The following is an 18,862-nucleotide window of genomic DNA, read 5'->3' on the forward strand; positions in this document are numbered from 1 at the left end:
TCCTCTTCCATTCGGTCGTGGGCACCGAAGCCGGCCACCCGACGTTGCGCTGTTCAATCTATCAAGGCCGAGCGGGTACGGGGAACGCGATCGAATCACGGGCATCGGAGCCGAGGTCCTTGCCCGATGACGTGTCCATGAAAGAATGACCCAGTACACCCGGTTCCCGAAGCGAAGGTCGCCACACTGTGCCGCAATACAACCTCACCCGCGATGAAGCCCGCGAACGTTCCGCCCTCGTGGACGTCACGAGCTACGATCACACCCTGATCCTCACGGGAGTCGGTGAGAGCTTCCGCGTCCGCTCGCGGATCCGCTTCACCGCGGTGCCGGACTCGTCGACGTTCATCGACGCCATCACCGCCAGTGTCGAGCGCGTGCGTCTCAACGACGTCGACCTCGACCTCGCCGAGGTGGTCGGACCGGCGCGCATCACTCTGCCCGGCCTGGCCGCTGAGAACGAACTCATCGTCGATGCCCGCTTCTACTACATGAATACCGGTGAGGGCCTGCACCGCTTCGTCGACCCGATCGACGACGAGGTCTACCTGTACTCCCAATTCGAAGTCCCCGACGCCCGCCGCGTCTTCCCCGTCTTCGAGCAGCCCGACATCAAATCCCCGTACTCCTTCACCGTCATCGCTCCCGAGAAGTGGACGGTCGTCTCGAACTCCCCCACCCCCACGCCGAGCAGCCCGAAGGAGACCTTCGCCGAGCTCGACGAGGAGCCCATCGAGGGGACGGCCGTGTGGCAGTTCGCTCCCACCACGCCGATCTCGTCCTACATCACTGCCATCATCGCCGGCCCCTACCGGTCCGTGCATTCGAAGCTGACGTCCTCGGACGGTTCGATCGTGCCCTTGGGCCTGTACTGCCGGGCTTCGCTGCTCGAGCACCTCGACTCGGCCAAACTGTTCCGCATCACAAAGGCCGGCTTCGAGTTCTTCGAACGGGAGTTCGGGATCGCCTACCCGTTCGAGAAGTACGACCAGCTCTTCGTGCCGGAGTTCAATGCCGGAGCGATGGAGAACGCCGGGGCCGTGACGATCCTGGAGAACTACGTCTTCCGGTCGCGGCCGACCGAGGCATTGGTCGAACGACGCACGGTGACCATCCTCCATGAACTCGCCCACATGTGGTTCGGCGACCTCGTGACCATGCGCTGGTGGAACGATCTGTGGCTCAACGAGTCCTTCGCCGAATTCATGTCGACGCTGGCCACCGCCGAGGCGACGGAGTTCGCCGACGCATGGACGACCTTCGCCACGATCGAGAAGTCGTGGGCGTACCGACAGGATCAGCTGCCGAGCACCCACCCGATCGTCGCGCCCATCGAAGACCTCGCCGATGTCGAGGTCAACTTCGACGGCATCACCTACGCCAAGGGCGCTTCGGTGCTCAAGCAGCTGGTGGCCTGGGTCGGGCGGGAGGAGTTCTTCGCCGGACTCAGACGCTACTTCGACAAACATGCGTGGTCGAACACGGAACTCTCCGACCTCCTCGACGAGCTCGAGGCCACCTCGGGGCGGGATCTGGCCAGCTGGTCGAAGCTGTGGCTCGAGGAATCCGGCGTCAACCTCCTCGAAGCTGCCGTCGAGACCGAGTCCGACCCCGCGGCTGAAGGCAACAGCGAAGTCATCACGCGTCTGCAGGTGACACAGCGTCCGTGGGAGATCGCAGGACAGCCCACCCCGTCGCTGCGGCCCCACCGTCTTGCCATCGGCTTCTATTCGGAGTCCGAGACCGGCCGCATGGTGCGCACCCATTCCTTCTCCCTCGACATCGATTCCGAATCCGCCGAGGTGGTCGAGGCCGAGGGGCTGGCCCGTCCCGACGTCATCGTCGTCAATGACGCCGACCTCAGCTACGCGAAGGTCCGCTTCGACGCCCACAGCATGGACACCGCTGCCAAGCGTCTGAGTGACTTCGACGATTCGCTCACCCAGCTGCTCATCCTCGCCACTCTCTGGGATGAGGTCCGCGACGGTGAACGGCCCGTCCATGACTACATCGACACCATCACCGCCCATCTGGGGGCGATCACGCATTCCTCTGGTCTGCTCACGCAGATGCGCCAGCTCGAGACCGCGGTCTCGGCGTATCTGCCTCCGCAGCAGCGCGAGGCGATGCACGCCCGGCTGGCCGATCGCTTCTTCGAACTCCTCGAAACCGTGGACGAAGGCACCGATCAGGCGTTCCAGTTCGTCCAGGGCTTCGTCAAGCACGCAACCACGACCGGCCAGCTCGACCGGCTGCGGTCCTGGTTGCTGCCTGAGACCGAGAGGGTTCACGGGATCGCCATCGACACGGACCTGTCCTGGGACATTCTCGTCGCCCTCTGCGCCCATGACGGCGCAGATGAGGCTGCGCTCGAGGCGATGAGCCGCAAGGATCCCAGCGCCACCGGAGTCCGGCGGGCCGCAACCGCTCGTGCCTCCCGGCCGACGACGGAGGCGAAATCGTGGGCGTTCACCCGCCTCGTCGATGAGGCGGATCTGCCGAACTCCGAACTCAGCGCGCTCGCTTTGGGATTCGCCACGGGTCTGCAGACGTCGTCGGGTGAGAGCATCGCCGCGGCGGCTCCGCTGGGTCCCTTCGCAGACGAGTACTTCGCCCGCGTCGCAGGCTGGTGGGAGACTCGAACCCTGGAGATGGCTCAGACGATGACAGTGCGTCTGTTCCCGCCGGTGAGTTCCGACACAGTCGAGGCGACCCGACGCTGGCTCGATGACCACCCTTCGGCTCCGAAGGGCCTGCTGAGGCTGATGCGAGAGAACCTCGCCGATGCCGAGAGGGCGCTGCGGGTTCAGCGGGTGTCCAGCGCTTCCAAGGGATCGTTGAACCTCGCGCGTTAGTCTCGGGGCACCATGACTTCTGATCCATTGGAATCCACAGTTCAAGCCGCAGGTGACTTCGATTGGTCCTTCCTCCTCGGAGCCCCGCTGCGGATCACCGTCATCATCGTCGGTGCCATCATCGTCAATCTCATCGTGCGTCTCTTCATCCGTCGTTTCACGACGGCGGTGGCCAAGGGCACGGTCGGCAGCGAGAAGGCCGAAGGTGCCGGTCTCGCGAAGTTCTCGGCCACGGCGATGGAAGCGCAGCGCACCGGGATCGATCAGCAGACGATCAAGCAGCGCCGTGCGCAGCGGGCGAGGACCGTGGGACGGATGCTGTCGTCGGTGACGACGATCCTCATCAGTGTGATCGCTGCGCTGATGATCCTCGACGCGCTCAGCTTCAACATCGCCCCGATCCTCGCCTCTGCCGGTATCGCAGGTGTCGCCATCGCCTTCGGTGCCCAGGAGCTCGTCCGCGACTACCTCTCCGGGTTCTTCATCGTCATCGAGGACCAGTACGGCATCGGTGACACCGTTGACCTCGGTGAGGCCGTCGGCGAGGTCGAGGACGTCGGTCTGCGCCGCACTCAGGTCCGTGACCTCACCGGCACCCTGTGGCATGTGCGCAATGGTGAGATCCTGCGCGTGGGCAACCTGTCGCAGGGCTGGGCTCGCGCGGTCCTCGACATCCCCATCGACTACCGGACCTCGATGGACGACTTCCGCGAGATGGCCGCACAGATCACCCACAAGCTGAAGCAGGACCCCGAGATCGCCAAGGCGATGCTCGAAGACCCGGAGATCGCCGGTGTCCAGTCCCTGTCCGGTTCGTACCGAGTCATCCGCACAATGGTCAAAACCAAACCGAACCTGCAGTGGATGGTCGAACGCGCATTCCGCGCCGAACTCATGACCCAGCTGGCCGAGCGCGGCGGACAGATCGGTATGATGCAGGAGACGGTCCTGCGCACACTGCCGACCACCGAGGATGCCGCCACCACCGCTGCTTCCACGACCGGCGCGGACTCATCTGCCCAGCGTGCGCAGAGCACCGTCGGTGCCGCACCGACGAAGTCGACTGCGACCGCCGAGGACAAGCCCTCGGCGCTGCCCAGCGACCAGGAGATCCGCAGCACCGTCCAGGAAGACTCCCCGAGCGAAGGATCGAACGATGACGCAGACGACTGACGATTCGGTGTTCGCCGCCGTCGGAGGCCACGAAACCTTCAGCCGTCTCGTCGATGTGTTCTACCAGCACGTCGACGCGGATGCTCAGCTCATCGCCATGTACCCTGACGGCCACGAGCTCGAGGGCGCGAAGCATCGCCTGCAGACCTTCCTCGAACAGTACTTCGGGGGTCCTTCGACGTATCAGGAGGAACGGGGGCATCCGCGGCTGCGGATGCGTCATTTCGACTATCCGATCGACTTCGATGCCCGTGACCGGTGGCTGCGCTGCATGCGTGCGGCACTCGACGATGTCGCTCTGGCCCCGCTCTACGACGAGATCTTCTGGGACTACTTCCAGCGAGCCGCGACGGCGATGGTGAATACGGCCAATCCGAATATCCGCTGAGCGAGCTCGGACTCAGCGTCGAAGGCGCCGCTCAGCGAGCGCCGGCTCAGCGTCGAAGGCGGGTGAGCACGATTCGGCTCAGCCGCGGATCCGAGTGAGCAGGTGCCCGCCCGGAGTGACGAGACGCAGCCATCCCGCGGATTCCATGATGGTCAGTTCGCGGTCATCATCGCGTCCTGCCGCAGGAATGAAACGCAGGGCCGTGGCCGCGAAGGCGAGCCCGCTGGGCACGGCCGTACCCTGGTCGCCGAACATTTCGCGCGACCAGATTCGGGAGCGCAGCGCCTTGACCGCGTGAGCCCCTGAACCTTCCGGCGCTCCGCTGCTGATCTCGGCCACACCCTGTGCTGCGGTCTCGTGCAGACCGCCCACCGAAATCGTGTCCGTTGTCTGCCATCCTCCGCGCGGAGGCGCGATGCCCGTCCACGAGACGAGCACGGAGTTCGGGGGCACGGGCAGAGCCGTGCCGTTCTCCTCCCGAGCGAAGCGGTCGAGCAGGTTCGACAGCGGCACTGCTTCGTCCAGTCCGTCGAGCTCGGAATCATGCAGGCGCAGAGTCCGCATGGCCAGGACCAGGGGCGTCGAATCGCCCAATCCGTGGGGGAACAGCGGCGCCACGGAGGCGGCGAGGACGTTGGAGACGACCTGCAGCCGCATCGCACCGTCGGAATCGGCACGGTGGGCCAGGGTGGTGAAAGAGGCGAGATCCCGCATCGCCAGCGGGTCGGCGATCTGCAATGTGGTCATCGGCGTGCCCTCCGCAGCGGAACGGCGGTGCCGAGGACGGATTCCATCGCTGCGGTCTCGGCTTCGTTGAGGCGACGCGGTCGGCCGCTGGCGATGTCGATGAAGACGATGACGGTCTCGGCGACCGTGTAGACCTGCGAACCGTCGGGTTCGCAGATGGTGTAGCCGACCGTCACCGAGGCGGCCCTGACTTCGCTGATGACCAGATCGACCGCGACGGGTCCGGTGCGGTAGGGCATCGGTGCGCGGTATTCGATCGCGTGGGAGGCCACAAGCAGCTCGGTCGTCGCCGATGCGTCAGCGAAGATCGTCGGGATCTTCACCCCGCTGACAGCATCGGACACTCCGTGCCGGCCGGGCGTCGTCGGAGCATCGGAGCTGTGGGTCGGCGATCCCAGCGCGCGTACACGAGCCTCTTCGAGCAGCCTGAGCTGGGTGACATTGTTGACATGCCCGTAGGCATCCATATCGCCCCATCTCAGCTCCAGCAGTACACGGGTGAAGTCATCGAGCAGTGGATCGGTGGCGCCTGAGTGCATGCTTCCCATCATGCCACCTTTATCGACTCGGTGTCCCACGCGATAGGATCGTGGACCGTACGCGAAAAAGTCACCGGCGTTGCAGGGAGAGAGCTATGACCGAAGAAGCATCCACCGAAGCAGAGACCAACGTGGCGACGCTGCATGACATCCTCGATCTGCAGCGGCTCGAGTTCACCTCGGCGTCGAGCGAAACGGACTTCTTCATCGGCCACAGCCAGTACAAACCCGATGGTCGTGTCTACGGCGGTCAGGTGCTGGCCCAGTGCGTCATCGCGGCGGCAGCGACTCTGCCCTCCGACCGGCTCATCCATTCCCTGCACGGCTATTTCCTCCGTGCCGGGGATGTCAGCGAACCGATCGAATTCGGTGTCGAGCGCCTGCGCGACGGCCGTTCGTTCTCGGCCCGGCGCGTCCACGCCTATCAGAAGGGCGCGCCGATCCTTTCGCTGAGCGCCTCGTTCCAGGACGAACAGCCCGGTCTCGACCACGCCGAGCTGATGCCCACAGGTCTGCCGGCTCCCGAGGACTGCCCGGAGCTGCTCGACTACATCGGCGACGAGGATTCGGCGGTCGTCACCGACTGGCTGCGCAAACGTCCCTTCGAAGTCCGCCCGGTCGAACCGTCCCTGCACACCTCAGGGGTCTCCGATCCTTCGATCACCGAGCAGCATTCATGGTTCCGGGCCAGTGCCCCCTTCGGCGACGACCCCGTCCTCAATGCCGCAGCTTTGGCCTATGCCAGCGACTTCAACCTCCTCGAACCTGTTCTCCGTCATCACCGGCTGACGTGGAGGAGCCCCGGTCTGCGGGTCGCCAGCCTCGACCACGCCATGTGGTGGCATCGTCGGGTCAAGGTCGACGAGTGGATGCTCTACGTTCAGGAGTCACCGGCGGCACAGGGCGGACGGGGTCTCGGTTACGGACGGATCTTCTCCCAGGACGGGACGCTGCTGGCCACGGTGGCGCAGGAGGGCATGGTCCGGGTCAAGGAGAGCCGGTGAAGAACGATCCGATGCCGAGCGACCCGACGATGATGGACGTCATCGGCACGATCCTCAGCCGCCTGGTGAACGTGGCCCTGTTCATCGTCATCGCGCTCCTCACCCTCGCCGCGCTCAACGGCAGAACCGATCTGCCTATCGGGGTCTGCGCGATCCTGTCGGTCATCAGCGGGGTCATCGGCACAGTTCTCATCCGCCTCCTGTTCAAGGGTCTCGGAGCGCTTCTGCGCCCATCCGAACGCTGAACCGTACACTCGGTCAGCGGCCAGTCGACGATCTGCGCACGCCGGTTGAGAGCCGAACAGAGCAGCAGAATCATTCGATCAGCGCTGACCGGACACAGAAGTGCCCCCGCCACCGGGCGGAGGCACTTCTGTGGAGAATCGGCGGCTGCGGCCGGTGAGGCTCAGTCGCGGGTGAGACGACGGTGCGTGACCCGATGCGGTCGCGCCGCATCCTCACCGAGGCGTTCGACCTTGTTCTTCTCGTACGACTCGAAGTTGCCTTCGAACCAGTACCAGTTCGCCGGATTCTCCTCGGTGCCTTCCCACGCCAGAATGTGTGTGGCCACACGGTCGAGGAACCACCGGTCGTGGGAGACCACCACGGCACAGCCCGGGAACTCGAGAAGCGCGTTCTCCAAGGAACCCAGGGTTTCGACGTCGAGGTCGTTAGTCGGCTCATCGAGGAGAAGGAGGTTTCCGCCCTGTTTGAGGGTGAGTGCGAGGTTGAGACGGTTGCGCTCACCGCCGGAGAGGACGCCGGCCTTCTTCTGCTGGTCCGGACCTTTGAATCCGAACGCTGAGACATAGGCACGCGAAGGCATCTCCACCGCACCGACCTGAATGAAGTCGAGTCCATCGGAGACGACTTCCCACAGGCTCTTGTCCGGGTCGATTCCGCCGCGCGACTGGTCGACATAGGAGAGCTTGACGGTGTCGCCGACTTTGAGATCGCCGCCGTCGAGCTCTTCAATCCCGACGATCGTCTTGAACAGCGTCGTCTTACCGACGCCATTGGGTCCGATGACACCGACGATGCCGTTGCGCGGCAGCGAGAAGCTCAGACCATCGATGAGCTGACGACCGTCGAAGCCCTTCTGCAGGTTTTCGGCCTCGATGACGACATCTCCGAGGCGGGGACCGGCAGGGATCTGGATCTCTTCGAAGTCGAGCTTGCGGGTCTTCTCCGCTTCTGCGGCCATCTCCTCATAGCGGGCCAGACGTGCCTTGGACTTCGTCTGCTTCGCCTTCGGATTCGAACGCACCCACTCGAGTTCGTCCTTCAGCCGCTTGGAGAGTTTGGCGTCCTTCTTGCCCTGGACCTGGAGGCGCTCCTGCTTCTTCTCCAGGTAGGTCGAGTAGTTGCCCTCATAGGGGTAGAGGTGACCGCGGTCGATCTCGGCGATCCATTCGGCGACATGATCGAGGAAGTACCTATCGTGAGTGATCGCGATGACCGCTCCCGGGTAGGTCTTCAGGTGCTGCTCGAGCCACAGCACGGATTCGGCATCGAGGTGGTTCGTCGGCTCGTCGAGAAGCAGCAGGTCCGGCTTCTCGAGGAGGAGCTTGCACAGGGCCACGCGGCGGCGCTCACCGCCGGAGAGCACCGAGACCTCGGCATCCGGCGGCGGGCAGCGCAGAGCGTCCATCGCCTGTTCGAGCTGCGAGTCGAGATCCCACGCGTCGGCCGCGTCGATGGCTTCCTGGAGCTTGCCCATCTCTTCCATGAGGGCGTCGAAGTCCGCATCGGGACTGGCCATCTCCTCGGAGATCGCATTGAAGCGGTCGACCTTCGCCTTGATCTCGCCGACGCCTTCTTCGACGTTGCCGAGGACTGTCTTCTCTTCGTTCAGGGGCGGTTCCTGCAGAAGGATGCCCACGGAATAACCGGGGCTGAGTCGAGCTTCGCCGTTCGAGGGCTGCTCGAGTCCCGCCATGATCTTGAGGATCGTCGATTTGCCGGCGCCGTTGGGGCCGACCATACCGATCTTCGCTCCTGGGTAGAACGACATCGATACATCGTCGAGGATGACTTTGTCACCGTGCGCTTTGCGCGCTTTGTGCATGGTGTAGATGAATTCGGCCATAGTGTCCTCAGGCTATCGTTTCCGCGCGCTCAAGCGTTAATTGGCGTTCAGCCGCCGCCGAGCGAAGGGGCCTCGTCCGAGGAACCGGAACTGCCGTCGGAGCTTGGAGAGTCCTCGCTCGGCTGCGGAGTCTCTGTCTGCTCGTCCTTGCCGTTGATATCCTCCCCCGGCAGGTGGCCCTTGCCGTTGGAGTCACCTTCTTCGTCCCGCTTCTCCCCCTTCGGAGCCTTGACCCCCTTCGGCCTGTCGACCTCGCCGAACAGGCAGGAACCCGTCGACTCTGTGGGCTCCACGAGTTCTGCCGTCGCCTTCCCCGACCGGATCTCTCCGACGACACAGCCCCTGTCGGTCTTGACTCCAAACATCTTCGATGGGACATCGTTGCCCAATGGCGAGGCGTCGAGTGTGGCTTCGAGCTGATCGGGCTCGTAACCGGCGTCGAGCATCGTGGTGAAGAACTTCTTCGTCGACGGGACCGAGTCCTTGTCCCCCGTGATCGGTTTGAGTGCCTTGAGCACCTTGTCCACCTCGGCCACGGGAGCAGCGTGAGTCGTCTTCGGTTCGGGTTTGGCGTCGTCGCCGCCGAAGCCCAGAAGGGAGCAGCCCGACAATGCCAGAGTCAGTGCTGCGGCACCCAGCACAGGAACAAGACGCATCTGAAACCTCGGCGAGAGGGGACGATTGACAGTCTCACTTTAACCGATCGAGGCGGCTGGCGGTGGCAGCGAATCGATCAGAACGGCGCCGCCGCGGCAGCGGTCACTGCCGCGATCGCGGTATCGTCCGCGCTGGGCCCGTCGTTGTCGCCCGTCGCAGCGCTGCTGCCCGTTCCCTCTTGGTCGGCTCCATCGCTTTCAGCCGCCGACGCCTCCCCCTCAGCGACCGAGGTGTCGGCATCGGACGATGGGCGCTCACCGGCACCGGTCGTGCGAGCAGCAGTCGCCACCTCGGCTGCAGAAGGAGAACCGAGGCCCTCCCAGCCATCGCTCTCAGCCGTGCCGGTGTCCTCCGGCGCTTTCGACGGCTGATTCTCTGTCCGGTCCTGTCCCTTGGCCCTCCGGTAGTGCGCGGTTCCGTAGCGCAGGTCGGGACCGATGTGGTCGGCGACGACGGTCGGGGCGACGCCGCTTCGCTCTTCGGTTTCCCACTCGCGGTTGCGCAGACTGCCGGTGACGATGACCGCGGTGCCTTTGCCCAGCGACATGGAGGAATTGCTGGCCAGATCTCCGTAGCAGTCGATGCCGAACCAGGAGGTGCCGTCGTTGATGAATTCCCCGGTGCCTCTGTCGACTCTCCAGTGATTGACGGCAAGGCGGAAGGACGCACAGGCCCGCCCGGACGGCAGCGTGCGAGCAGTGGGTTCGGTGGCGATGGTGCCGGTGACGGTGATTGGAATGGCGGACATCGGTGTCTCCTCTTCGACTGGATGGCGGCACGCGATCCTCGGCGGTCGCGTGGTCCTCCAGTCAGCCCGGAACCGTCCTCCCCCGTCCAGAGATTGAAAATGCCCTGTGGATGACGCTTTTCCATCCACAGGGCACAGGAGACCGAGTCGCACTCATTGTGCGCTGAAGTCTCAGGTGAGCATTTCGTATGCCCGCCGATGCTCACCGATGACAGCCTTCACCGGTTCGAGGTAGGAGCTCTGCGCAACCTGACCGACCGCGTCCCGCAGTCTGGCGTCGACTTCGGCACCCGCTTCGCTGGCCCCTCTGTTCCGCGCCGATTTCGCCATCAGCGAGGTGATCACGGAGCCGATCACACCGATCACGAGCAGTCCGATGCTCACCACCCAGCACCAAGCCGGCAGCGTTCCGGAACCGATCGCCGCGGCCAGGGCGGAGGCGACGACACCGACGATTCCGATGATCGTGGCGATGAAGAAGACGATCTGCAGGGTGTGTGCAAGCGACCACCAACCGGGACGACGCCGGGTGATCTCCACAGCGGTGATGGCCGAGTCGAGGTTGTCGGAGAGCTCGTCTGTGCTTCTCTTCTCCGCTTCGGCGGCGTCGTTCTGCCACGCTCGGGGCATCGTGGACACCGATTCGGTGATCAGTTCGTGGGCCATCAATCGCACGTGCGCACTCTGCGCCTTGGTGGTCGCCGGGACCGAGGCGCGGACGAGTTCGTCACGGTCCTGTCCGTGCTTGGCGCCGAGTGGATCCGGAGCATTGCGCTGCATCCACGCGAGAACGGGATACCCGGTCTTGCGATAGGCACGACGAATGTAATCATCGTGAACCGTCTGCGCCACGGCGTCGACGCCGGCGGCATCGGACATCGTCTCGACGAGGCGGGAAGCTCCTGGCAGTTCGTCCGGAGGGGCGACGGGCTCGCCGAGTTCCTTCCGGATCCGTTTGGCCATGGCCTGCATATCCGCCAGCAGTCGTTCGGCGGCCGCTTCATTCGAGTCGACGGTATCGGCGAGGATGCTGCGCAGCTCGGGAATGCCCTCACGGGTCGCTGCTGAGGAGACGCGCACATTCGTTTCGCTGAGACCGTCTTCATTGAGCAGCTGTCGCAGATGGTCGGCCGCCGCCTTCTGCTCTTCCGGACTGAGCTTGTCGATCTGGTTGAGGACGACGACCATATTTGCGCTGTTCTCGGCGAGTTTCGTCAGATACTCCGAGTGCAGGGAGAAATCGGCGTACTTCTGCGGATCGACGACCCAGAACACAACGTCGACGAGGCCGACCAGACGATCGGATTCGACCCGATGCTCGACCGCGGTCGAATCGTGATCGGGCAGGTCGAGGAGGATGAGTCCGTGCAGTCGGCGCTGGTCGTCACCGTCGAGGGCGGATTCGCGCCAGGTGCGGCTGCGTTCGGGAACATGCAGCCAGTTGAGGACGTCGTTTCCGCCGTCTCCCCACACGCAGGCTGTCGGCCGTGACGTCGTCGGCCTCCGAACCCCCACGCGGGCGATCTCGAGACCTGCCACCGCGTTGAACAGCGAAGACTTGCCCGAACCGGTCGATCCCGCGAAGGCGACAACGGTGAAGTCCTCGCCCAGGCCCAATCGGTCCTCGGCCCGGTCGAGCAGATTTTGGGCATCGGCTCGAACGTCTCCGGCGAGTTTGTCCTCATTGAGCGACAGCGAATGCCGGATCCCTTCGGCCAGTCGTCGGATCTCGGTCTGTGCAGAACTGTTCACAATGCCACCTCAAGTCGTTCACCGGAGGCGCGCAGCGCGCCCGCTTGCCGCGCCGGTACCGCGGATATTCTCAGAGCGTTGTCGAACGGGGTCCGGCAGCCTCTCACGATTCCAGTCGCAGCGTCGAAGAAGCGCTGGCGGATCGAGGCGATGATGCCGGCGGCTTCGGATTCGCCGAAGATCGTTTCAGCCAAGTTGACGGCGACTCCTGCACCCTGGCGTTCGCTCTGCTGTTTGCCGAGCGGACGCTGCGGGTCCGAGAACGCCGCATATTCGACGACCGCGCAGACACCCGCCACTCCGAAGGAGAGGATCCGGGCCTTGGACTTCTTTCCCTGCCCGATGTCGCGCACCAGCGCGTTGACGTCGTCCGACCACGCGCTGACGGCGGCCTTCACTGACTCCTCAAGATCGCTGGCGACCTGCCGCAGTTCGGCCTGATCCTCGATGAGGGCCGCACCTGCCGCGGTATTGCGCCATTCGGTGTTGACGTCGTCGACCACAGCGATGGCCTGCTCACGCAGCGACACAGCGGCGCTGCGCAGGATCGCGACATGCAGCGGGGTCGCCGCATCGTGTTTGCCGGTCACGGCCGCCGAGATGCGATCGCGCATCCGCGCCATCGTCGGCTCGAGGCCGCGGAACAGCTGCCCCGTACCCACGAAGTCCTGCCAACGAGCGTTGACCTCGCCGTGGAGCACACGGCCGTCCGAGAACACTTCGGCCAGCCCCGCATCGGCCGAGCGGAAACTCTCCTCGAGGGATCCCGCCAGTGCGGCGTGCGCCTGTTCCTGCGACTGTGCGAAGTCGGCGAGCTCGCGGACACGGGCAGGCAGCGCAGCGACCGCGCCGGTGAGGGTGCGTGTCCGGATGCGCTCGAGAGACGTTCCTTCGGCACCGACCTGAGAGATCCAGGAACGGATCGGATAGATCGCCGAATGCGGCAGCAGACCGTTCTCGAGTTCGAGCTCGGCCACGGAGAAGATCGGTGAGTTCGCCAGTCCGGCGTCCGAGAGCAGGCTTGAGAGATGGTGCCTGACTTCGCGATTCGCCTCGGGCGGAAACCGGTCGAGGACGATGGCAACGGAAGTGTCACGGGCTGCGGCCGTCTTCAGCAGCGCCCAAGGGGCGGCATCGGCGTAGCGGTTGGCCGTGGTGACGAACAGCCACAGATCGGCGCTGAGCAGGGTCCTGCGTGAGAGTGCACGGTTCGTCTCGGAGATCGAGTCGATGTCCGGGCAGTCGAGGATCGCTGTGCCCGGGGCGATGTTCTCATCGGCGACCATGACGACGCCGGGCACCGCCGATTCCGGGTCGCTGCTGCGTGGGAGATCCGGCAGATAGTGCTCGGATTCGAAGAACTTGGCATCGGCGGGATTGTGGATGACAACCGGGTTGCCCGTCGTCGGACGACGCACTCCGGCGGGGCTGACAGCCCGCCCCACGAGGGAGTTCACCAACGTCGACTTCCCGGCACCGGTCGATCCGCCGACCGCGATGAGAAACGGGGTCCGGGAGCGGTTGATCCGAGGCAGAACGTAGTCATTGAGCTCTGCGGTCAGCGCCGCGTGCGCGCCGCGAGCGTCTTCGAAGTCACCGGTCCGCAGCGGGAAGCGCGTCTCAGAGACGCGTTTGACGATATCGTTCAGCGCTTGGCCGACCGGCGGCGTCACGGCACTCTTGCTCTCTGTCATCACGCTCCCACTCTCTATGTTTTCCCAGCTCGGCTCCAATTGCCACGCCGTGCCAGCGCCGAATTGCTCACAGCATGCAGGGGCAGGCACGAGTGTGGGTGCGCGCCCGAATACGCCCGGCGGCACGGAGCCGGTCGGATCCGAGCAGAGCCTCGTGCGAGGGCCCGAGACAGCAGAAGCGCCCCCGGCGGGGCTCGAACCCGCGACCTACCGCTTAGAAGGCGGTTGCTCTATCCGACTGAGCTACGGAGGCTCAAACATCGTAACCGATGGCCGAACGTGAACAGAAAGCGGCCCCGTGCGGAGCGGAACCGCTTCGGTTCCCTCCCCGCACGGGGCCGTATCGCTGATATAGGGGTTCAGTGACGACGCGCTGCCTGCTCCATTGACTTGCGCACGGTCACGAAAGACACCACCGCGACCCCGGTCATCGCCAGGATGACGGCAATCGCTTCGATTCCGAAGGCGAAGTCGACGACCACCGGAAAGAACCCGGCCAGCATGAAGCCCAACAGAGCCACCAGCGTCAGTGCAGTGGCGATCGAAAAGTATTTGGCACCGTTCATTGCTCATCTCCTTCTTCCGTTGGAAAAAGGTTAGCGCCTTCAGTGACTCACGTCACTGGGAATTCCTTGAAAATTTCAATCAGTTCTGTTCGCGCGCTTCGATCGCCGTCTCCAAACGTTCGAGCTTGCCGTCGATCTCACCGGTGTAGCCGGGGCGGATATCGGCCTTGACCACCAGGGAGACGCGGGTGCCGAACTCACCGACGGCATCTGTGGCATCTTTGATGACGGCGAAGACTTCGTCCCATTCGCCCTCGATCGTGGTGAACATCGAATCGGTGCGGTGCGGAAGTCCGGAGCGGCGCACGATGTCGACTGCCGCGGCTACGGCGACATGGACGGAGGCGTCGGCCCCTTCTCCCCCACTGGGCGCGACCGAGAATGCTGCGAGCATGTTGTTGTCCTTCCTTGAGCGAGCGGCGGAGGGCCCTCGGGCACTCCGCCGCTCTGCGGAACATCGCCGGGTCAGGCCTGAGCCGGGACGTTGATGATCAGCGAATCGCCCTGTCCTCCGCCGCCGCACAGAGCGGCGATTCCCGAGCCGCCGCCTCGGCGCTGGAGTTCGAGGGCCAGGGTCAGGACGATGCGTGCCCCGGAGGCGCCGATCGGGTGACCGAGCGCAACCGCTCCGCCGTTGACGTTGACCTTGTCCGCGGCGACGCCGAGGTCTTTCGAACTGGCGAGGCCGACTGCGGCGAAGGCCTCGTTGATCTCGTAGAGGTCGAAGGAGTCCGCGGCGACGCCTTCGCGTTCAGCGGCGACCGTGATCGCCTGCGAAGGCTGGTGCTGCAGAGTCGAGTCCGGCCCTGCGGTCCAGGCATGAGAACGGACCTCGGCGAGGATCGGGGCCCCGAGCTCTTCGGCCTTCTCACGTGACATGACGACGACGGCGCAGGCACCGTCGGAGATCTGCGAGGCGTTGCCGGCCGTGATCGTCCCGTCCTTGCGGAAGGAGGGCCGCAGCTTCGACAGAGATTCCGCAGTCGTGTCGGGACGCACTCCCTCGTCGACGGAGACGGTGACGTCGCCCTTGCGCGAGCTGATCGTCACCGGAACGATCTCATCGTCGAACGCTCCCGCCTCCTGCGCCTGTGCGGCCCGCTGATGCGAGCGTGCGGAGAACTCGTCCTGCTCCGTTCGGGAGAATTCGCGATCGCCGGCGTTGGCATCCTCGGTGAGTCCGCCCATCGCCTGGTCGGTGAAGGCGTCCCACAGCCCGTCGTAGTCCATATGGTCCTTGACGACGACATCGCCGTACTTGTACCCGGACCGCGACTTCATGAGCATGTGCGGAGCCTGGCTCATCGACTCCTGGCCGCCGGCGACGACGACGTCGTATTCACCGGCACGCACGAGCTGCGCGGCCTGAGTGATCGTGTTGATGCCCGACAGACACAGCTTGTTCACGGTCACGGCGGGAACCGACATGGGGATCCCGGCCTCGACGGCGGCCTGTCGGGCCGGCCCCTGACTGTTACCGGCCTGCAGAACCTGTCCCATGATCACGTAGTCGACGTCGCCGCCTTCGATCCCGGCCCGATCAAGGGCACCGGCGATGGCCTTGCCCCCGAGTTCGACGGCGCTGAGCTTCGACAACTCGCCCTGCAGACGCCCGAACGGGGTGCGCGCTCCGGCGACGATCACTGCATCAGCCATTTTTCCTCCTCGGATTCTCGCGCCCGGACTCGGTCCCAGCACGTGTGCTTTTCGACATCCACCAGACTAGTCGAGTCAGCTGTGGCCTTCGTCACGGGGTCTGCGATCGAGTTCCCACAGGAGCCTGTCCACCCCTGCGCATTCGCACCCAACACTCATAGAGTCTCCGTTAGAGTAGGACGAGGACAGCCCAGATCACCCCCTTTCCGAGACGACAGGAGTTCGCTTCAGTGACGCCCACCGAAGAATTCCGCACAGCGATGCGCGGCTACGAAAAGAGTGAAGTCGATTCGCGTCTGCAGCAGTTGCGCACCGAAGTCGAGTCGGTCCGAAAAGCGCTTGCCGATGCGCGCAGCCAGGTCATCAATGCGGATCGGGCGAAGCTGCAGATCGCCGGTGAGCTCTCAGAGGCCAAAGCCCAGCTGAAGAAGGCGGCCAACGACAACGCCGAGGCTTCCGGCCCTCCCGGAAGCCGCATCGACCATCTGCTCAAGATCGCTGAGTCCCAGGCGCGCGAGACCCTGGCTCAGGCCAATTCCGATGCCGAGACGATCAGGAACAAGGCTCGCGCCGAGGCGGCGTCTGCTCGCGCCCGAATGCACACCGAGAGCAACGACACTCTGTCCAATGCCCGGTCCGAAGCGGATGCGATCACCTCCTCGGCGGAATTGCGTGCCGAGGAGACCGTCAAGGCCGCTGAGAAGCGGGCCGCCGAGCTCAAGGCGACCACCGAGCGCGAGACCAATCAGGCCAAGGAGGCCAATGCGGCCGCCGCCAAGGAGGCCCGGGAAAGCCTCGACCTCGAGCTCTCCGAACTCCGTGCCACCGCGGAGAAGGAAGCTGCGGATCTGCTGGCCGAGGCCAAGACCGAGGCCGAAGAGACGATCGCCGCCGCGCAGGCGCAGGCCGACGAGCTGCTTGCCGCCGCCAAGGCCCGCGACGAGGCTTCGAAGAAGGCTGGCAACGACTTCGACGTCGAGCTCGCCGCGAAGCGCAAGGAAGCCGAGACCGAACGCAAGAAGCGCTACGAGCAGGCTCAGGCCGAGAACAAGAAGCTCATCGAGGAAGCCCAGGCTCGTGCGAGCAAGGCCGATTCAGAAGCCAAGGAAGCAGCCGAGCGCGCAGAGAAGACGCGCACCGATGCGGTGAAGAAGGCCGACGAGATCATCGCCGACGGCAAGTCCCGTGCCCAGACGCTCATCTCCGAGGCGCGAGCCACTGCCGAGGCGACGATCGAGGAATCGGCGGCCGAAGCCAAGCGCAATGTCGCTTCCGCACAGTCGCAGGTCGATCTGCTGACGAAGCAGCGCAAGACGATCACCGCCCAGCTCGATCAGCTTCGGTCGCTGTTCGCCATGCCCGGCGTGATGGGCGGCGACAGCGTCGATCCGGCGAAGGCAGAATCGGCCTCGCACGCCACCGAGCAGATCGCCGACGGCCAGGAGCTCGAAGACCTGTTGGCCGAAGACGACGATTCGGAAGCTGCGGAGAACGTGGAGGAGAAAGACGCCGCGGACTCGTCCGACAGCGCATCGACAGCGTCGAATACTGCGGCAGCCAAGGACTCCGCAGATTCTGCGGAGAAGGCGAGCGACGAAGAGGACTCGCCGGAGGATGGAGAGTCGGCTCAGCAGGCGGAGACTTCAACGGAATCTGACGCCGAGGCGGCTGAAGACTCGCAGTCAGCTCCGTCCGGAGAGGCCAAGCAGTCCGGTGAGTCCACCGGCAAGGGCAAGAACCTGCCGAACGGAGCCACCGACGAAGACACGATCGCCATCGACGCTCAGGTGTCCGGATCGAAGAAGAACAGCTCGAAGACGACTCGCTCACGCAACTCTCTGCGTTGACGCTGTCGCACGCGCCGCTCTGATTCGTTGAGCGACGCCGAAGCAGCATGAAGAAGGGCTCCGCCGAAGCGGGGCCCTTCTTTATCTGTGCAGCTTTCAGAAAGCGAAGGGTTCAGCGGAAGCGGTCGAAGCAGCGGGAATGCCAGTGACGTCGACTCTCCACACCGATCTCGATGCCGTGCCGGGCTTCCTGCCGCCACGCGACGATGTGGCTCGATGCTGCGTTGACATCCCGCCCGCAGCCGGGACAGATGTAGGACCTTCCGGAGTCATTGCCTTTCACGGTCTGCACCGACCAGGTGCCGTCCGGCAGCGACCTGCTCGTCCGCATGCCCGCGGTGGTCTCCGAAAGGTCACGCGGCTCCCGCTGCCATTTGTTCTTGCGACGCGAAGATGAAGATCGTGGCATTGGGCCATTGTCTCACGTAGGCTGTTGCGCGTGCGTCTTGTCATTGCCGAATGCTCTGTTGATTATGCCGGTCGTCTGACCGCCCACCTGCCGATGGCCACCCGCCTCATCATGCTCAAATCGGACGGGTCCATCCTCATCCACTCCGACGGCGGATCCTATAAACCGCTGAACTGGATGACTCCCCCATGCACGATCAGGCATCTCGAGCCTGATGCCGAGCAGGCAGAAGCGGGTCTGACCGAATTGTGGGAGGTCTCCCAGACGAAGACCGGCGATCGTCTGGTCATCTCCATCGCGAAGATCATCAACGATGACAGCTACGAGTTCGGGGTCGATCCGGGGCTGGTCAAAGACGGAGTCGAAGCGCATCTGCAGGAGCTGCTCGCCGAGCACATCGACACCCTCGGCGAGGGCTACAGTCTGGTTCGACGCGAATACATGACGGCGATCGGACCCGTCGACATCCTCGCGCGGGATCCCGGCCACCAGTCAGTCGCAGTCGAAATCAAGCGTCGTGGTGACATCGACGGCGTCGAACAGCTCACCCGCTACCTCGAGCTGATGAACCGTGACCCGCTTCTCAGCCCGGTCCAGGGGGTCTTCGCGGCGCAGGAGATCAAGCCGCAGGCCCGCACGCTCGCCGAAGACCGCGGCATCCGCTGCGTCGTCCTCGACTATGATGCACTGCGCGGGATGGATGATCCCGATTCTCGGCTGTTCTGAGGCACAGACACC

18 protein-coding genes and 1 tRNA gene are annotated in these 18,862 nt (G+C 64.5%); 7 read left to right on the forward strand and 12 right to left on the reverse strand.

Annotated features, from left to right (window positions below):
- Nucleotides 1–188: 188 nt before the first annotated feature.
- The 3 genes from pepN to ACPUD7_RS07380 are packed head-to-tail and all read left to right on the forward strand — an operon-like array spanning nucleotide 189 to nucleotide 4,416.
- Nucleotides 189–2,855, forward strand: a complete 2,667-nt coding sequence (gene pepN / locus ACPUD7_RS07370) for an aminopeptidase N (protein WP_135538595.1) — start codon at nucleotides 189–191, stop codon at nucleotides 2,853–2,855.
- A gap of 12 nt (nucleotides 2,856–2,867) precedes the next feature.
- The gene (locus ACPUD7_RS07375) at nucleotides 2,868–4,028 is read left to right on the forward strand and encodes a mechanosensitive ion channel family protein (RefSeq protein WP_135538597.1); all 1,161 of its coding nucleotides are present in this window, start codon (nucleotides 2,868–2,870) and stop codon (nucleotides 4,026–4,028) included.
- On the forward strand, nucleotides 4,012–4,416 hold the full coding sequence (locus ACPUD7_RS07380) for a globin (protein ID WP_135538599.1): 405 nt from the start codon (nucleotides 4,012–4,014) through the stop codon (nucleotides 4,414–4,416). Before ACPUD7_RS07375 ends, ACPUD7_RS07380 begins: the two co-directional genes overlap by 17 nt.
- Nucleotides 4,417–4,494: 78 nt before the next feature.
- Here the strand turns inward: ACPUD7_RS07380 and ACPUD7_RS07385 are convergent, their stop codons facing one another.
- Both ACPUD7_RS07385 and ACPUD7_RS07390 read right to left on the reverse strand, forming a co-directional pair.
- The gene (locus ACPUD7_RS07385; RefSeq protein ID WP_135538601.1) at nucleotides 4,495–5,163 is read right to left on the reverse strand and encodes a hypothetical protein; all 669 of its coding nucleotides are present in this window, start codon (nucleotides 5,161–5,163) and stop codon (nucleotides 4,495–4,497) included.
- Nucleotides 5,160–5,714, reverse strand: a complete 555-nt coding sequence (locus ACPUD7_RS07390) for an acyl-CoA thioesterase (protein ID WP_425119527.1) — start codon at nucleotides 5,712–5,714, stop codon at nucleotides 5,160–5,162. Before ACPUD7_RS07390 ends, ACPUD7_RS07385 begins: the two co-directional genes overlap by 4 nt.
- Nucleotides 5,715–5,797: 83 nt before the next feature.
- Between ACPUD7_RS07390 and ACPUD7_RS07395 the strand changes: the two genes are divergently transcribed.
- Nucleotides 5,798–6,706, forward strand: a complete 909-nt coding sequence (locus ACPUD7_RS07395; protein ID WP_135538603.1) for an acyl-CoA thioesterase — start codon at nucleotides 5,798–5,800, stop codon at nucleotides 6,704–6,706.
- The gene (locus ACPUD7_RS07400) at nucleotides 6,703–6,951 is read left to right on the forward strand and encodes a hypothetical protein (RefSeq protein WP_135538605.1); all 249 of its coding nucleotides are present in this window, start codon (nucleotides 6,703–6,705) and stop codon (nucleotides 6,949–6,951) included. The genes ACPUD7_RS07395 and ACPUD7_RS07400 overlap by 4 nt, the downstream gene beginning before the upstream one ends.
- Before the next feature lie 161 nt (nucleotides 6,952–7,112).
- Here ACPUD7_RS07400 and ettA read toward each other — a convergent pair whose 3' ends face one another.
- The 9 genes from ettA to ACPUD7_RS07445 all read right to left on the reverse strand — a co-directional run bounded on the left by ettA (nucleotide 7,113) and on the right by ACPUD7_RS07445 (nucleotide 15,868).
- Nucleotides 7,113–8,795, reverse strand: coding sequence for an energy-dependent translational throttle protein EttA (gene ettA, locus ACPUD7_RS07405; protein WP_425119528.1), 1,683 nt, complete (start codon nucleotides 8,793–8,795; stop codon nucleotides 7,113–7,115).
- Nucleotides 8,796–8,842: 47 nt separating this feature from the next.
- The gene (locus ACPUD7_RS07410; RefSeq protein ID WP_425119529.1) at nucleotides 8,843–9,451 is read right to left on the reverse strand and encodes a DUF6993 domain-containing protein; all 609 of its coding nucleotides are present in this window, start codon (nucleotides 9,449–9,451) and stop codon (nucleotides 8,843–8,845) included.
- Between the two features lie 77 nt (nucleotides 9,452–9,528).
- Nucleotides 9,529–10,200, reverse strand: a complete 672-nt coding sequence (locus ACPUD7_RS07415) for a single-stranded DNA-binding protein (protein ID WP_135538611.1) — start codon at nucleotides 10,198–10,200, stop codon at nucleotides 9,529–9,531.
- A 171-nt stretch (nucleotides 10,201–10,371) separates the two neighbouring features.
- Nucleotides 10,372–11,952, reverse strand: a complete 1,581-nt coding sequence (locus ACPUD7_RS07420) for a GTPase (RefSeq protein WP_135538613.1) — start codon at nucleotides 11,950–11,952, stop codon at nucleotides 10,372–10,374.
- Nucleotides 11,949–13,646, reverse strand: a complete 1,698-nt coding sequence (locus ACPUD7_RS07425; protein WP_425119530.1) for a dynamin family protein — start codon at nucleotides 13,644–13,646, stop codon at nucleotides 11,949–11,951. The genes ACPUD7_RS07420 and ACPUD7_RS07425 overlap by 4 nt, the downstream gene beginning before the upstream one ends.
- Before the next feature lie 179 nt (nucleotides 13,647–13,825).
- Nucleotides 13,826–13,899 (reverse strand) — tRNA-Arg (locus tag ACPUD7_RS07430).
- A 106-nt stretch (nucleotides 13,900–14,005) separates the two neighbouring features.
- Complete coding sequence (locus tag ACPUD7_RS07435) at nucleotides 14,006–14,212, reverse strand: hypothetical protein (RefSeq protein ID WP_135538616.1); 207 nt, start codon at nucleotides 14,210–14,212, stop codon at nucleotides 14,006–14,008.
- A 79-nt stretch (nucleotides 14,213–14,291) separates the two neighbouring features.
- Nucleotides 14,292–14,606, reverse strand: coding sequence for a thiamine-binding protein (locus tag ACPUD7_RS07440; RefSeq protein ID WP_135538618.1), 315 nt, complete (start codon nucleotides 14,604–14,606; stop codon nucleotides 14,292–14,294).
- A gap of 71 nt (nucleotides 14,607–14,677) precedes the next feature.
- Nucleotides 14,678–15,868, reverse strand: a complete 1,191-nt coding sequence (locus ACPUD7_RS07445) for an acetyl-CoA C-acetyltransferase (RefSeq protein WP_135538620.1) — start codon at nucleotides 15,866–15,868, stop codon at nucleotides 14,678–14,680.
- Between the two features lie 230 nt (nucleotides 15,869–16,098).
- On the opposite strand from ACPUD7_RS07445, the gene ACPUD7_RS07450 reads away from it, so the two are divergent.
- Complete coding sequence (locus tag ACPUD7_RS07450; protein WP_135538622.1) at nucleotides 16,099–17,715, forward strand: cell division protein; 1,617 nt, start codon at nucleotides 16,099–16,101, stop codon at nucleotides 17,713–17,715.
- Between the two features lie 112 nt (nucleotides 17,716–17,827).
- On the opposite strand, the gene ACPUD7_RS07455 is transcribed toward ACPUD7_RS07450, so the two are convergent.
- A complete protein-coding gene (locus ACPUD7_RS07455) occupies nucleotides 17,828–18,124 on the reverse strand; it encodes a hypothetical protein (protein WP_240689660.1) in 297 nt (98 codons plus the stop codon).
- 30 nt (nucleotides 18,125–18,154) lie between these two features.
- On the opposite strand from ACPUD7_RS07455, the gene nucS reads away from it, so the two are divergent.
- The gene (gene nucS, locus ACPUD7_RS07460; RefSeq protein WP_135538624.1) at nucleotides 18,155–18,850 is read left to right on the forward strand and encodes an endonuclease NucS; all 696 of its coding nucleotides are present in this window, start codon (nucleotides 18,155–18,157) and stop codon (nucleotides 18,848–18,850) included.
- Nucleotides 18,851–18,862 lie beyond the last annotated feature (12 nt).

Source organism: Brevibacterium sp. FAM 24630, from assembly GCF_049804075.1.
Taxonomy (GTDB): domain Bacteria; phylum Actinomycetota; class Actinomycetes; order Actinomycetales; family Brevibacteriaceae; genus Brevibacterium.